Here is a 15,475-nt window from a genome sequence, read left to right on the forward strand (position 1 = left end):
GGACGCGAGCGAGCCCTCTCGGGGGCGTTGCGATCGCGACCGATGTTTGTCGATTAGCAATGGATCAGCGACGTCTGAGCAGAGCTGCCCAGACGTGTCCGGGTTCAGGATTCGAGTTGTCGACCGCGGGTTTCCGGCAGGCTTAACGCGGCCAGAATCACCACGCCATAGGCACCGGCAGCAAAGACGCCGATTCCCGTGCCAATCGGCAACGTTTCGCTCAACGCACCGATGAACAACGGAAACAGCGCCGCAATGGAGCGCCCGGCGTTATAGCAAAAGCCCTGGCCCGAACCGCGCATGCGGGTGGGAAACAACTCGGTCAGAAAAGCGCCCATACCGGCAAAAATACCCGAGGCGAAAAAACCCAGCGGAAAGCCCAGCCAGAGCATCCAGGTGTTGTCGATGGGCAGTTGGGTGTAGGCCAGAACGATCGCCATGGAGCCGACGGCAAACAGGATGAAGTTCTTCTTCCGGCCGATGGCATCGGTCAGCAACGCACTGGTCACATAGCCGATGTAGGAGCCGACGATCACCATCGCCAGATAGCCGCCAGTGCCGAGCACGCTCAGGCCACGCTCGGTTTTCAGGTAAGTCGGCAACCACGTGGTGATCGCGTAGTAGCCGCCCAGCGCGCCCGTGGTCAGCAACGAAGCGCGCAAGGTGGTACTGAGCATCCGTGGCGCGAAGATTTCGAAGAAGGCCCAACGCGAATCCGCCTCAGGCTTGGCCTTGCGCTCAACGCAGGCCTGCTCGAAGGTGTCCGACTCCTTGACCAGTCGGCGGATCACCAATACGAACAGCGCAGGCACCAACCCGATCATGAACAGCGCCCGCCAGGCTTCTTCCGGAGGCAGAAAGCTGAATAACCCGGCATAGAGCAACGCCGTTAGCCCCCACCCCAGCGCCCATCCGGCCTGCACCATGCCCACTGCCTTGCCGCGATCCCGGGCGCGAATCACCTCGCCAATCAGCACTGCACCCGCTGTCCATTCACCACCGAAGCCAAACCCCATCAAGGTCCGGGCCACCAGCAATTGCTCGTAGTTCTGCGCCAGTCCGCAGAGGAAGGTGAAGAAGGCGAACCACAGCACCGTCAGTTGCAAGGTGCGCACCCGGCCGATGCGGTCGGACAGTATTCCGGCGACCCAGCCACCCGCCGCCGAGGCCAGCAACGTGCAGGTGCCGATCATTCCGGCTTCGCCCTTGGAGATGCCCCAGGTGGCGATCAGGGTAGGAATCACGAAACTGAGCATCTGGGTGTCCATGCCATCCAGGGCATAGCCGATCTTGCAACTCCAGAACGTACGCTTTTCATTTTTCGACAGGGGGCCGTACCAACTGAACGGGCCGGTGCGGCCCGAACCTGAAAGCACGTGGTCAGTCATGGTCTTTTCCATGGGAGTTCCTGCGGCAGAAGCGAAGATGACGGACACGCCTCATTATTTTTTTGTGAAGGCGTTGTCGTGGGGGGGCAGACGCAGTGGCTGCGTCGTGGAGCGGATTCTTCGCGCCAAGGCCAAACCGCGTCAAACGGGAAAAAAACGAGGTTATACATAAGAAAATTTGATACCCCCGGCGACGAACTCTGGAGTAACAATTGCAGTGCGCCGACCATGGTTTTCTGTGGAAAACCGTGACCACCCTCTCCACGCGCGCCACGAGAACCGCCATGAACCTCAAATTCCTCGAAACTTTCGTCTGGGTCGCCCGCCTACAAAGCTTCAGCCTCACCGCAGAGAAAATGTTCAGCACTCAGGCCGCTATCTCCAGCCGGATTGCCTCGCTGGAAGAAGAGTTGGGCCTGCGTTTGTTCGTGCGCGATTCGCGGGGGGTGTCGCTGACGCTCGAAGGTCTCAAGGTGCTCGACTACGCCGAGCAGATGCTCGAGGTTCAGAGAGCGTTGAAACACTCGCTGGACAACACCAACCCGCAACAGGGCCTGGTGCGCATCGGCGTGATGGATACGGTGATCCACACCTGGCTCAGCCCGTTGATGTCGACCTTGATGCAGACCTTCCCCGCCGTGGAAATCGAGATCACCGCCGACGCCGCACGCAATCTGTGCGAGCAGCTGCAAAAAGGCTACCTGGACATCGTGTTCCAGACCGACCTGATCCGCCACGAAAGTGTGCGCAACCTCGAACTGGCGCACTATCCCATGCACTGGATCGCCGCCAGCAATTCGATCTATGCCCGCCCCTATGCCTCACTGGCTGACATGGCCAGTGAGCGCATCATCACCTTCGTTAAAAACTCCCGGCCGCATCAGGACGTACTCAACCTGCTGCACGCCCATGGCATCAGTACGCCACGCGTCAGTTGCGTCAACTCGGTGTCGGCCATGACCCGGCTGATCCGTGACGGCTTCGGTATTGGTGCCTTGCCGGCCGCGCTGGTGGCCAAGCCCTTGGCCAGCGGCGAGTTGATTCAGCTGGAACCGGGCACCCGCTTGCCGCAACTGGATGTCGTGGCTTCGTGGCGCACCGGAGTCGGCCTGGAATTGATCGAGAGCATCGTCGACATGAGCCGCCAAGTGGTCTCCCAATATGCTGCGGATGTCGGCCCGCTTCGAATGGTTCCGGCACCCGGTCTCAACAGCCGACGGTCTCTTGAATAACTTTTAGTTGTCCGGGGGTAACAACATTCCTTGTTGGACGCCAGCGTCCCGGTTTCTTAAAAAGAACCCACGAACCTGTGGAGATGCCGTGATGAATCAGTCAGCCCTGTCCTTTGAACAATTGCAGCAGCGCTCCCCTCTGGCCCTGCGCCAAAGCATCGCCGCCGGACACTATCAGGGCCACACCAGCGGCCTGGGCCAGGGTCGGGTGCAAGCCAATATCGTGATTTTGCCCAGCGATTGGGCCAATGAGTTCCTCAGGTATTGCACCCTCAACCGGCAAGCCTGCCCGTTGCTCGACGTTACCGAGCCTGGGGATCCGTATTTTCGCAATCTCGGCACAGCCATTGATATTCGCCATGATGTGCCCCGATACAGGGTCTATCGCCATGGGGAACTGAGCGAAGAACCGCTGGATATCGGGCATCTTTGGCAGGATGACCTGGTGGCCTTCGCCATTGGCTGCTCGTTTTCCTTCGAACAACCCCTGCTGGATGCCGGCATCGCCCTCAAGCACATCGATTTGGGGCGCAATGTCGCCATGTACCAGACGAACATTGACACGCGCCCCACCGCTCGCCTGGGTGGCAAGCTGGTGGTCAGCATGCGGCCGATGAAAGCCGTCGCCGCGATTCAGGCGATTCAGATCACCGCACGCATGCCCAACGTCCACGGCGCCCCTGTGCACATCGGTGACCCATCGCTGATCGGCATCCACTCGCTGAACACCCCGGATTACGGTGATGCCGTGCCCGTCGAGGCCGACGAAATCCCGGTGTTCTGGGCCTGCGGAGTGACGCCTCAATCGGTAGTGCAAGCCTCACGCCCCCCCTTGTGCATCACTCATGCTCCGGGGTGCATGCTGGTAACGGACTTGTGGAATAGCGCGTTGTAAAGGCATCGGATGTAAATCACGCGCAAACAAAAACCCCGCTCAATGGGTGATCGCCATGAGCGGGGTTTGTCGTTACAGCAGCCGCTAACGGCTTACCACATCAGATCGTCAGGGATCTGATAGGCCGCGTACGGATCGTCTTCGGCGCTGACTTCTTCTGTCTTCACATTCAGCTGCACGATGCGCTGCGGATCGCGCTCCTGAATCTTCAAGGCCGCTTCACGGGGGATCACTTCGTAACCGCCGGCGTGATGCACGATCGCCAGCGAACCGCTGCTGAGCTTGTTGCGCATCAGGGTGTTGACGGAGATGCGCTTGACCTTCTTGTCGTCGACGAAGTTGTAGTAGTCCTCGGTGGTCAGCTTGGGCAGGCGCGAGACTTCGATCAATTGCTTGACCTGGGCGGCGCGGGCCTTCGCTTCGGCTTTCTCCTGCTGCTGGCGGTTCAGCTCCTGGTCGCGCTTGACCTTCTCGGCCATGGCTTCCTGAGCGGCACGCTGCTGGGAGTCATCGAGTTCGATCTGGCCTTTGTGGGCCAGACGCTGTTGTTTCTGCTTCTCTTTGCCGACCTGTTTGGCCTGCTTTTGGTTGACCAGCCCTGCTTTGAGCAACTGGTCGCGAAGGGAAATGCTCATGGTGCTTATTTCTCACTTAGGCAACTGCTCAACCGCAGCTGGGCAAATTCTTTTCCTGACGTTTGGCTTCGCCCCACAAGGCGTCCAACTCTTCGAGGGTGCAATCTTCTATGGGACGGTGGGTGTCGCGCAATGCCTGTTCGATAAATCGGAAGCGTCGTTCAAACTTGTTGTTGGCGCCACGCAGTGCGGTTTCCGGATCGACCTTGAGGTGTCGCGCCAGATTGACCACTGAAAACAGCAGGTCGCCGACTTCATCGGCAATCGCCGCCGAGTCGTTGTCAGCCATGGCTTCGAGCACTTCATCAAGCTCTTCGCGGACCTTGTCGAGTACCGGCAAGGCGTCCGGCCAGTCAAAACCGACCTGCCCTGCACGCTTTTGCAATTTAGCCGAACGGGACAACGCCGGCAGCGCGGCAGGCACGTCATCGAGCAGAGACAATTGCTCCGGCGCCGAAGCCTTCTCGGCCCGTTCTTCAGCCTTGATCTCTTCCCAGCGCTGCTTGACCTGCTCTTCATTCAGACGCGGGATGTCCAGCGGCGCGTACAGATCGCCGGTGGGGAACACGTGAGGATGACGGCGGATCAACTTGCGCGTGATGCTGTCGACCACGCCATCGAACTCGAAGCGCCCTTCTTCCCGAGCCAGTTGGCTGTAATAAACCACCTGGAACAACAGGTCGCCCAACTCACCCTGCAAGTGATCGAAGTCCCCACGTTCGATGGCGTCGGCGACTTCGTAGGCTTCCTCAAGGGTGTGCGGGACGATGGTGGCGTAGGTTTGCTTGATGTCCCACGGGCAACCGTATTGCGGGTCGCGCAGACGGTTCATCAGGTGCAGCAGGTCTTCAAGTGAATACATCTTTTATCAATCTCTACATACCTGTAGGAGCGAGGCTTGCCCGCGAAGGCGGCATACCTGACACACCGCCTTCGCGGGCAAGCTTCGCTCCTACAGTCACCATCAATTTCCGTGCAGGTCTCTCACGGTGTGCGGTTACGGCGGGTTTCGATAATGTTCGGCAACTGGGAAATCCTCCCCAGCAACCGCCCCAACGCATCCAGCCCCGGAATCTCGATGGTCAGGGACATCAACGCCGTGTTGTCCTCTTTGTTCGAGCGGGTGTTGACCGCCAGCACGTTGATCCGCTCGTTGAGCAGCACCTGCGACACGTCACGCAGCAAACCGGAACGGTCGTAGGCACGGATGATGATGTCCACCGGGTAGGTGAGCACCGGCACCGGGCCCCAGCTGACCTGAATGATCCGCTCCGGCTCGCGCCCGGCCAGTTGCAGCACCGAGGCGCAGTCCTGACGGTGAATGCTCACGCCACGGCCCTGGGTGATGTAACCGACGATGGCATCCCCCGGCAACGGCTGGCAGCAGCCGGCCATCTGGGTCATCAGGTTGCCGACGCCCTGGATCTGAATGTCGCCGCGCTTGCCCGGTTTGTAGCCGGTGGCTTTGCGCGGGATCAGTTCCAGCTGTTCGTTGCCGCGCTCCGGCTCGACCAGTTGCTGCGCCAGGTTCACCAGTTGCGCCAGGCGCAAGTCGCCTGCGCCCAATGCGGCGAACATGTCCTCGGCGGTCTTCATGTTGGCCTTCTCGGCCAGCTTGTCGAAATCCACCTGCGGCAGGCCGAGGCGATTGAGTTCGCGCTCGAGCAAGGTTTTACCGGCCGCGACGTTCTGATCGCGCGCCTGCAATTTGAACCAGTGAACGATCTTCGCCCGCGCCCGCGAGGTGGTGACATAACCCAGGTTCGGGTTCAGCCAGTCGCGACTCGGGGTGCCGTGCTTGCTGGTGATGATCTCGACCTGTTCACCGGTTTGCAGGCTGTAGTTGAGCGGCACGATCCGCCCGTTGATCTTGGCGCCACGGCAGTTGTGACCGATTTCGGTGTGCACGCGGTAGGCGAAGTCCAGCGGTGTCGCGCCCTTCGGCAAGTCGATGGCGTGACCGTCCGGGGTGAAGATATAGACCCGGTCCGGCTCGATATCGACCCGCAATTGTTCGGCAAGACCACCAATGTCGCCCAGCTCTTCGTGCCACTCGAGCACCTGACGCAGCCAGGAAATTTTCTCTTCGTAGTGGTTCGAGCCGGATTTGACGTCGGTGCCCTTGTAGCGCCAGTGCGCGCAGACGCCCAACTCGGCTTCTTCGTGCATCGCGTGAGTGCGGATCTGCACTTCCAGCACCTTGCCCTCAGGGCCGATCACCGCCGTGTGCAGCGAGCGATAGCCGTTCTCTTTGGGGTTGGCGATGTAGTCGTCGAACTCTTTCGGGATGTGCCGCCACAGGGTATGGACGATGCCGAGCGCGGTGTAGCAGTCGCGCATTTCCGGCACCAGCACGCGAACGGCGCGCACGTCGTAGATCTGGCTGAATTCCAGACCTTTGCGCTGCATTTTGCGCCAGATCGAATAGATGTGTTTGGCCCGGCCGCTGATGTCGGCATCGACGCCGGTGGCCTGCAATTCGTCCTTGAGCTGGGTCATCACGTCGGCGATGAAACGCTCGCGATCCAGACGTCGCTCGTGAAGCAACTTGGCGATTTGCTTGTACTGGTCGGGCTCAAGGTAACGGAAGGACAAGTCCTCCAGCTCCCACTTGATATGGCCGATACCGAGGCGGTGGGCGAGCGGCGCGTAAATGTCGAAGACTTCACGGGCGACGCGGTTGCGCTTCTCGTCGTCGGCGGTTTTCACTGCGCGGATCGCGCAGGTGCGTTCGGCCAGTTTGATCAGCGCGACACGCACGTCGTCGACCATGGCCACCAGCATTTTGCGCAGGTTTTCGACCTGACCCTGAGTGCCCATCACCATGGATTTACGCGGGCTCAGGCTGTCGCTGATCGCCGCCATGCGTTGCACGCCGTCGATGAGTTTGGCCACCACCGGACCGAAGCGCTGGCTGACCGCCGGCAATTGGATCTGGCCTTCACGCACGCCACGGTACAAGACCGCCGCAACCAACGAATCCTGATCGAGTTTGAGGTCGGCGAGAATCTCGGCGATCTCAAGGCCCGTGCGGAAACTTGAGGTCCCTTCGGACCACAGATTCTTCGCCGCATTGGCTTGTTGTTCAGCCTCGCGAGCGAACTCGCAGGCTTCTTTCAAGGCTTCGCGATCCAGCGCCGCATCGACACTGACCGCGTGATCGAGCCAAGCCTCGAGATTGATACTGCCGTCAGTGTTGATCGGCTGGTGTGCTCTCACCTGTACCATCTTGCTTTACCTTCCCTACGACGCAGATTCAATGCGTCAAATCGCTGACCTTCGCTGCCCGTGTGCACTCGCGGGGCTAAGACGAATGCGCTTTGCACGAGCGGGTCAGTCGGACCAGACGAGCCATCCTAGCTCGCTTCAAATAACGCCATGGCCTCGACATGTGCCGTCTGAGGAAACATATCGAGAATCCCGGCACGTTTTAACCGGTAGCCCTGCTTGATCAATTCGACCGTGTCGCGCGCCAGCGTTGCAGGGTTGCACGACACATACACCAATCGCTTGGCGCCCAGGGATGCAAGCTTGCTCACCACCTCAAAAGCGCCATCGCGAGGTGGGTCCAAGAGTACCGCACAAAAGCCTTTATCGGCCCATTCGGCATCGGCCAAAGGCTGGGATAAATCGGCCTGAAAAAACTTCGCATTATGCAAATTGTTGTTAACGGCATTCGCGGCGGCGCGCTCGACCATAGCCTGCACGCCCTCCACCGCCACCACTTCGCGAACGGTTTTGGCCAGCGGCAAGGCAAAGTTGCCCAGCCCGCAGAACAGATCCAGAACCCGTTCATCCGATTTCGGCGCCAACCACGCCAGCGCCTGGGCAACCATCGCTTCATTGACCCCGGCGTTGACCTGAATGAAATCTCCTGGCCGATACGCCAGGTTCAAATCCCACTGTTCAAGGCGATAGCCCAAAGACTGATCGGCCTCGACCGGTTGCGGCTCGCCGTCGCCATGCAGCCACAACTGGGCGTCATGGAACGCGCAGAATGCCTTGAGGATGGTCATGTCGGCCTCGGACAACGGCGCCATGTGCCGCAGCAATACCGCCACTGACGAACCGCTGAACAACTCCACATGCCCCAGCGCCTGAGGTTTGCTCAAGCGTCGCAGCATCTCCGGCAAGCCGGTCATGATCGGTTGCAAGGGCTGTACCAGCACCGGGCATTCGTTGATGGCGACGATGTCCTGACTGCCGGCAGCGCGGAAGCCGACTTCGAGTTTTTTCGCTTTCATGTCCCAACGCACCGCCACTCGGGCGCGACGACGGTAACCGAATTCCGGACCGCTCAACGGCGCTGCCCACTCTTCAGGTTCGACACCGGCAACCCGCGACAATTGCTCGGCGAGCATGCGCTGTTTCAGGGCGAGCTGTTCGTTGTGGGGCAGATGTTGCACGCTGCAACCGCCGCAACGAGCGGCATGAGCGCAGGGTGCGGGGCGGCGCATTTCACTGGCCTGGAATACCCGCTCGGTACGCGCCTCGACCACTTTGCCGTGGGCACCCAAGACCCGCGCCTCGACCTCTTCACCGGCCAATGCGCCGATGACGAACCAGGTGCGACCTTCGAAAAACGCGATACCGCGACCGTCATTGGCCAGGCGCTCGATGCTCAAGCGCTGCTTTTTGCCGGTCGGGACTTGCGGGGCCTTGCTGCCACCCGTGGGCTGGAAGCGCAGGCCTCTCTCTTGCTTGGCCATCAGTTGGGCGCGTCGAAAATGCCGGTCGACAGGTAACGGTCGCCACGGTCGCAGATGATCGCGACGATCACCGCGTTTTCAACTTCTTTGGACAGGCGCAGCATCGCCGCCACGGCACCGCCCGAGGACACGCCGCAGAAGATGCCTTCTTCGCGCGCCAGACGACGGGTCACGTCTTCGGCTTCGCTTTGCGCCATGTCGACGATCCGGTCCACGCGCTCGGCCTGGTAGATTTTCGGCAGGTATTCCTGTGGCCAGCGACGGATGCCCGGAATCGCCGAGCCTTCCATCGGTTGCAGGCCGATGATCTGCACGTTGTCGTTCTGTTCTTTCAGGTAGCGCGAAACGCCCATGATGGTGCCGGTGGTGCCCATCGAGCTGACGAAATGAGTGATGGTGCCTTCGGTCTGACGCCAGATTTCCGGACCAGTGGTGGTGTAGTGCGCCTCGGGGTTGTCACCGTTGGCGAACTGATCCAGCACCTTGCCGCGGCCTTCGGCTTCCATTCGCTGGGCGAGGTCGCGGGCGCCTTCCATGCCTTCTTCCTGGCTGACCAGAATCAGCTCGGCGCCATAGGCCGTCATCGCGGCTTTACGCTCAGCGCTGGAGTTGTCCGGCATGATCAGGATCATCTTGTAACCCTTGATCGCGGCCGCCATCGCCAAGGCGATCCCGGTGTTGCCCGAGGTCGCCTCGATCAGCGTATCGCCGGCGTGGATCTGCCCGCGCAACTCGGCGCGGGTGATCATCGACAGCGCCGGACGGTCCTTGACCGAACCCGCCGGGTTATTCCCTTCGAGCTTGAGCAAAAGGGTGTTGCTGGTGGCGCCAGGCAGGCGCTGCAAACGGACCAGCGGAGTGTTGCCGACGCAATCGGCGATGGTTGGGTACTGCAAGGTCATGGCGTATTCGCAATCCAGACTGCGGGGGCGCCTATCATACCGGCAAACGCGCGCAGGCCATATCACGCAAAGTAAGGGGCTTATGGCTTATGGGAATAAGGGTGGTTTTGTATTGGATATAAGGGCCCCTTCGCGGGCAAGCCTCGCTCCTGCAAGGGCAACGCTTGTACCGTAGGAGCGAGGCTTGCCCGCGAAGGCGGCCGCGAGCCCTCGCAGTTGCCCCAGGTCCCGCTCGCTTTCGCAGGCCACCCGCATTCGGCTCAGCGCCGTGCGCAACTCAACACAAGGTTTGCCCCCGAGTCCAAAGTGCTGAACGGGCCGACGAATAACGACATCAATTTTACGAAGATTGCCCGCATGCAAATCGCTACACTGCGCAGGTGGCGCGTGCCGGACGCATGTGCAGGTCAATAAACAGCTGGATGCAGGAGAGATGCGTGCTCAAAGAACTGGGAATTAAAGGCCGCGTGCTGTTGCTGACCCTGTTGCCGACCAGCCTGATGGCGTTGGTCCTGGGCGGTTATTTCACCTGGATGCAGCAGTCGGACCTGCAAAACCAACTCATGCAGCGTGGCGAGATGATCGCCGAACAGCTGGCCCCGCTGGTGGCCCCGGCCATGGCTCATAAAGACAGCGACCTGCTGGAGCGCATCGCCACCCAGTCCCTGGAACAAACCGACGTGCGCGCGGTGACTTTCCTCGCCCCCGACCGCACACCGCTGGCCCATGCCGGCCCGACCATGCTCAATCCGGCCCCTTTGGGCAACGGCTCACAGCTGCTGCGCAGCAGTGGCAATGACGCCACTCGTTATCTGCTACCGGTGTTTGGCAAGCACCGCAATCTGGCGGGCGACCTGATCCCCGAAGAAGCCGACCGCCTGCTGGGCTGGGTCGAACTCGAACTGTCCCACAGCGGCATGTTGCTGCGCGGTTATCGCAGCCTGTTCGCCAGCCTGCTGCTGATCGGCGGTGGCCTGGGCGGTGCGGCTCTGTTGGCATTACGAATGGGCCGGACCATCAACCGACCTCTGAGCCAGATCAAACAAGCCGTGGCGCAACTCAAGGACGGTCATCTGGAAACCCGCCTGCCGCCCCTCGGCAGTCAGGAGCTGGATGAGCTGGCGTCCGGTATCAACCGCATGGCCGGCTCCCTGCAGAATGCCCAGGAAGAATTGCAACACAGCGTCGACCAAGCCACCGAAGACGTGCGTCAGAACCTGGAAACCATCGAAATCCAGAACATCGAGCTGGACCTGGCGCGCAAGGAAGCCCTGGAGGCGAGCCGGATCAAATCCGAGTTTCTGGCCAACATGAGCCATGAAATCCGCACGCCGCTCAACGGCATTCTCGGCTTCACGCACCTGCTGCAAAAAAGCGAGCTGACCCCGCGCCAGCTCGATTATCTGGGCACCATCGAAAAGTCCGCCGACAGCCTGTTGGGGATCATCAACGAGATTCTCGACTTCTCGAAGATCGAGGCCGGCAAACTGGTGCTCGATCATATTCCGTTCAACCTGCGCGACCTGCTGCAGGACACCTTGAACATCCTCGCCCCGGCCGCCCACGCCAAGCAGCTTGAACTGGTGAGCCTGGTTTATCGCGATACACCACTGTCGCTGGTGGGCGACCCGCTGCGACTCAAGCAGATTCTCACTAACCTGGTGAGCAACGCGATCAAGTTCACCCGCGAAGGCACCATCGTCGCCCGGGCCATGCTCGAAGAAGAACATGAAGACAGCGTGCAACTGCGCATCAGCATTCAGGACACCGGCATCGGTCTGTCGAATCAGGACGTGCGCGCCTTGTTCCAGGCCTTCAGCCAGGCCGATAACTCGCTGTCCCGACAACCTGGGGGCACCGGCCTTGGGCTGGTGATCTCCAAGCGTCTGATCGAACAGATGGGCGGCGAGATCGGCGTCGACAGCACACCGGGCGAAGGCTCGGAATTCTGGATCAGCCTCAACCTGCCAAAAACCCGCGATGACGCCGAAGACCTGCCCGGTCCACCGCTGCTCGGGCAACGGGTGGCGCTCCTGGAAAACCATGAGCTGGCCCGTCAGGCATTGCAGCACCAACTGGAAGACTGCGGCCTGGAAGTCACACCGTTCAATACCCTGGAAAGCCTGGCCAATGGCGTGACCAGCGCGCATCAGACCGATCAGGCGATCGATCTGGCGGTGCTCGGCATCACCAGCAACGACATGCCCCCAGAGCGACTGAACCAGCATATCTGGGACCTCGAGCACCTGGGCTGCAAAGTATTGGTGCTGTGCCCGACCACCGAACTGACGCTGTTCCACCTCTCGGTCCCCAACCCCCACAGCCAGCTCCAGTCCAAACCGGCCTGCACCCGCAAGCTGCGTCGAGCCTTGTCCGATCTGGTCAACCCGCGTCAGCAGCGTAGCGATCCCGGCGAGCCGGTTTCCAGCCGCGCGCCGAAAGTCCTTTGCGTCGACGACAACCCGGCCAACCTGCTGCTGGTGCAAACCCTGCTTGAGGACATGGGCGCCAAGGTGCTCGCGGTGGAAAGCGGTTACGCCGCCGTCAAGTCGGTACAGAACGAGACGTTCGATCTGGTGCTGATGGACGTTCAGATGCCTGGCATGGATGGGCGTCAAAGCACCGAAGCCATTCGCCATTGGGAAAGCGAACGGCATTGCACGCCACTGCCGATCGTCGCCCTCACCGCCCATGCGATGGCCAACGAAAAACGCGCCTTGCTGCAAAGCGGCATGGACGACTACCTGACCAAACCCATCAGCGAACGGCAACTGGCGCAGGTGGTGTTGAAATGGACCGGCCTGGCGTTGCGCAATCAGGGGCCGGAGCGCGCCAGCGATAGCTACAGCGGTAATGATTTGCTGGTACTCGATCATGAAGAAGGTTTGCGCCTGGCCGCCGGCAAGGCCGATCTGGCGGCGGACATGCTGGCAATGCTGCTGGCCTCACTGGAAGCCGACCGCGAGGCCATCCGTGTCGCCCGCGAAGCCAAGGATCAGAATGCCCTGATCGAGCGGGTCCATCGCCTGCATGGGGCGACCCGCTATTGTGGCGTACCGCAACTGCGCGCCGCCTGTCAGCGCAGCGAAACCCTGCTCAAGCAACAAGACCCGAAAGCGCCTGGCGCGCTGGAAGAACTCGAACGGGCCATCAATCGTCTGGCGGCCCAGGCGCGTATCAATGCCTGATGCAGCGCAATAACGCCGGGCGCCTTGAAAGCTAAGATCAACGCTTTGTAGCGGCTGGCGAAGCCTGCTGCTACAAGGCTTGAGACTTTCAGGAGGACAGCATGCGCACGATTCTTTTCAGCAGCCAGACCTACGACCGCGACAGTTTTCTGAGCGCCGACCTGCCCGTCGGCATCGAGCTGCATTTCCAGTCGGCGCGACTGAGCCTGGACACGGTGGCGCTGGCGGAGCATCACGACGCGGTCTGTGCCTTCATCAATGACGACCTCAGTGCCCCGGTGCTCGAACGCCTGGCCGCGGGCGGCACACGCCTGATTGCCCTGCGCTCGGCCGGTTACAACCATGTCGACCTGGTCGTGGCGAAGCGCCTGGGACTTTCGATCGTGCGGGTCCCCGCCTACTCGCCCCACGCCGTGGCCGAACACGCGGTGGCGCTGATCCTGGCGCTCAACCGTCGACTGCACCGTGCCTATAACCGCACCCGCGAGGGGGATTTCAGCCTGCACGGGCTGACCGGTTTCGACCTGGTGGGCAAGACCGTCGGCGTCGTCGGCACCGGCCAGATCGGCGCGACCTTCGCGAAAATCATGAACGGCTTCGGCTGCCGGTTGCTGGCCTGTGATCCATACCCGAACCCACAGGTCGAAGCCCTCGGCGCGCGCTACCTGAGTTTGCCGCAACTGTTGGCCGAGTCGCAGATCATCAGCCTGCATTGCCCGCTCACCGAACAGAGCAAACACTTGATCAACAGCCAGTCACTGGCACACATGCAGCCCGGCGCCATGTTGATCAACACCGGGCGCGGCGGGCTGGTGGACACCCCGGCGCTGATCGATGCGTTGAAGGACGGCCAATTGGGCTATCTGGGGCTGGATGTGTATGAAGAGGAGGCACAACTGTTTTTCGAGGATCGCTCCGACCTGCCACTGCAAGACGATGTGCTGGCGCGGCTGCTGACCTTTCCGAATGTGATCATCACCGCTCACCAGGCCTTCCTGACCCGTGAAGCCCTGGGCGCGATCGCCGCGACCACGCTGCAGAACATCGCGGCCTGGGCGGCCGGTTCGCCACAGAATCAGGTCGAGGGCTGACCGGCTCAGGCCTTGGACAACAGGATCATCAGTGCCAGCCAGCCGAAGCCTGTCAAGCGCTGCCCCAGCGAATGCCCGCGACGCAGCAGGAACCAGACAAAAAATGGCGGCAGCAAGAAAATCATCAATTTCAGCCAGAGTTCCACCGGACGCGGCTCGCCGGGTGCCCGTGCCGGGATCTCAGCCTCGACTTCGGCTTTACGTTTGCGCCCGAAAGCGGCCGGGGTCACCCTGGGCACGCTCTCATTGGTCGGTAAACGCCCGAAAGAAAGAGCCGCCTGCGCAGGCGTTTCCGTCGACGTAGCCGTTTGCACCGCCACCGCAGGTGCACCGCAATGAATGCAAGCAGGCGCCGTGGAGCTGATGCGTTGCTTGCACTCAAAACATTCGATCAACGCCATTTCCATTCCTTAGAGATGCAAAAGCGGCAGTGTGCCATGACTCGACAGATAATTTGAACCAGATCGAAGGTCACATGCCCGCGCCATGCTGCGTTCATGCCCGTGCTAGCATATCGCGCATATTTGGAGGACCCATGGTCGAACACGATTTCCGCTACAGCCTGATGAACCCGCAACACACCCTCACCGAATGCCGCGCCCTGGTGCCGGGGCGTTATCAAGTCACCGGCAACGGCGGCTCGATTCGTAATAACGACGTGCTGGTAGTGACCCTCAAAGGCAGCAAGGACTTGTCCATGCGCCTGACCGTCGAAACGGTTCGCCACCTGATCAACCCGCCTGGCCAATGGGTCGCGGTGGCCAGTGGTCCGGTGTTCGGCGAACTGGCGATTCACACCTGGAAAGTCAACTGCGACAGCTGCGCCAAAGAGCTGAGCTTTGAGTTCGCGGTCGATGCCAAGCTGGGCAACAAGGCCGAAAAACCGGCGGCCACTGCACGGATTGCCGAGCTGGGCTGGGCCACCGTTGCCGACAAGCACCTGTGCAAGAAGTGCCAGGAGCCTGCGTGATGAAACGCCTTGCTCTGAGCGCCATGGCTGGCGCCAGCCTGTTGGGCTGCGCCGCCGAACCGGTGCAATTGCAACACAACCGCAGCTACATTCTGGAGTGGATCGGCGAGCGTCCGCTGATGGATTACAGCCACCTGACCATCACCCTCGATGAAGACGGACGGGCCTATGGCAACGGCGGCTGTAACCACTGGTTCGCGCCGTACACCCTGGAAGGCGACAAACTGAGCTTCGGCAAGATCGGCAGCACCCGCAAAATGTGTGCGCCGGCGTTGATGGAGCAGGAAAAGCGTTTCCTGCAAGCACTGGAAAACGTCCAGCGCTGGGACGTCTCGCCGATCGAGCAGATGCGCTTCTGGCCGGCCGAAGGCAAGCCGTTGCGCTGGTGGCTTGAAGAGGGTTGATCAGTCTCTTTTCGTAGGAGCCAGGCTTGCCGGCGAAGGCACTCCAAAGTACGCCTTCGCC

At 60.9% G+C, this 15,475-nt stretch carries 13 protein-coding genes; 6 read left to right on the forward strand and 7 right to left on the reverse strand.

Annotation, left to right across the window (positions count from 1 at the left end; all coding sequences use genetic code 11):
* Window positions 1-104 precede the first annotated feature (104 nt).
* A complete protein-coding gene (locus tag KGB14_RS13640; protein WP_223487343.1) occupies window positions 105-1,388 on the reverse strand; it encodes an MFS transporter in 1,284 nt (427 codons plus the stop codon).
* A gap of 284 nt (window positions 1,389-1,672) precedes the next feature.
* On the opposite strand from KGB14_RS13640, the gene KGB14_RS13645 reads away from it, so the two are divergent.
* The gene (locus KGB14_RS13645) at window positions 1,673-2,620 is read left to right on the forward strand and encodes a LysR family transcriptional regulator (protein WP_223487344.1); all 948 of its coding nucleotides are present in this window, start codon (window positions 1,673-1,675) and stop codon (window positions 2,618-2,620) included.
* A gap of 91 nt (window positions 2,621-2,711) precedes the next feature.
* Window positions 2,712-3,515 carry a putative hydro-lyase gene (locus KGB14_RS13650; protein ID WP_223487345.1) on the forward strand — a complete coding sequence of 268 codons (804 nt, stop codon included), beginning with the start codon at window positions 2,712-2,714 and terminating at the stop codon, window positions 3,513-3,515.
* A gap of 92 nt (window positions 3,516-3,607) precedes the next feature.
* Here KGB14_RS13650 and KGB14_RS13655 read toward each other — a convergent pair whose 3' ends face one another.
* The 5 genes from KGB14_RS13655 to cysM all read right to left on the reverse strand — a co-directional run bounded on the left by KGB14_RS13655 (window position 3,608) and on the right by cysM (window position 9,761).
* Window positions 3,608-4,150 (reverse strand): DUF2058 domain-containing protein, encoded by a 543-nt coding sequence (locus KGB14_RS13655; protein ID WP_007899055.1) that lies wholly within the window; start codon window positions 4,148-4,150, stop codon window positions 3,608-3,610.
* 28 nt (window positions 4,151-4,178) lie between these two features.
* Window positions 4,179-5,012: a nucleoside triphosphate pyrophosphohydrolase gene (mazG, locus tag KGB14_RS13660; protein ID WP_223487346.1), complete on the reverse strand. Its 834-nt coding sequence runs from the start codon at window positions 5,010-5,012 to the stop codon at window positions 4,179-4,181.
* Window positions 5,013-5,134: 122 nt separating this feature from the next.
* Complete coding sequence (gene relA / locus KGB14_RS13665) at window positions 5,135-7,378, reverse strand: GTP diphosphokinase (protein ID WP_223487347.1); 2,244 nt, start codon at window positions 7,376-7,378, stop codon at window positions 5,135-5,137.
* 128 nt (window positions 7,379-7,506) lie between these two features.
* On the reverse strand, window positions 7,507-8,859 hold the full coding sequence (gene rlmD / locus KGB14_RS13670) for a 23S rRNA (uracil(1939)-C(5))-methyltransferase RlmD (protein WP_223487348.1): 1,353 nt from the start codon (window positions 8,857-8,859) through the stop codon (window positions 7,507-7,509).
* Entirely contained in the window at window positions 8,859-9,761 is a 903-nt protein-coding gene (gene cysM, locus KGB14_RS13675; protein ID WP_007899067.1) for a cysteine synthase CysM, read from the reverse strand. The genes rlmD and cysM overlap by 1 nt, the downstream gene beginning before the upstream one ends.
* 437 nt (window positions 9,762-10,198) lie before the next feature.
* Here cysM and KGB14_RS13680 point away from each other — a divergent pair, with 437 nt between their 5' ends.
* Both KGB14_RS13680 and KGB14_RS13685 read left to right on the forward strand, forming a co-directional pair.
* Entirely contained in the window at window positions 10,199-12,949 is a 2,751-nt protein-coding gene (locus KGB14_RS13680) for a response regulator (RefSeq protein WP_223487349.1), read from the forward strand.
* Between the two features lie 101 nt (window positions 12,950-13,050).
* On the forward strand, window positions 13,051-14,040 hold the full coding sequence (locus KGB14_RS13685) for a 2-hydroxyacid dehydrogenase (RefSeq protein WP_223487350.1): 990 nt from the start codon (window positions 13,051-13,053) through the stop codon (window positions 14,038-14,040).
* A 5-nt stretch (window positions 14,041-14,045) separates the two neighbouring features.
* Here KGB14_RS13685 and KGB14_RS13690 read toward each other — a convergent pair whose 3' ends face one another.
* Complete coding sequence (locus KGB14_RS13690; RefSeq protein ID WP_223487351.1) at window positions 14,046-14,441, reverse strand: hypothetical protein; 396 nt, start codon at window positions 14,439-14,441, stop codon at window positions 14,046-14,048.
* A 134-nt stretch (window positions 14,442-14,575) separates the two neighbouring features.
* Here KGB14_RS13690 and KGB14_RS13695 point away from each other — a divergent pair, with 134 nt between their 5' ends.
* Window positions 14,576-15,010, forward strand: a complete 435-nt coding sequence (locus KGB14_RS13695) for a hypothetical protein (RefSeq protein WP_007899088.1) — start codon at window positions 14,576-14,578, stop codon at window positions 15,008-15,010.
* Window positions 15,010-15,414 (forward strand): META domain-containing protein, encoded by a 405-nt coding sequence (locus KGB14_RS13700; protein WP_223487352.1) that lies wholly within the window; start codon window positions 15,010-15,012, stop codon window positions 15,412-15,414. The genes KGB14_RS13695 and KGB14_RS13700 overlap by 1 nt, the downstream gene beginning before the upstream one ends.
* Window positions 15,415-15,475: the final 61 nt, after the last annotated feature.

Source organism: Pseudomonas sp. A-RE-19 (assembly GCF_019956555.1).
Lineage (GTDB): Bacteria > Pseudomonadota > Gammaproteobacteria > Pseudomonadales > Pseudomonadaceae > Aquipseudomonas.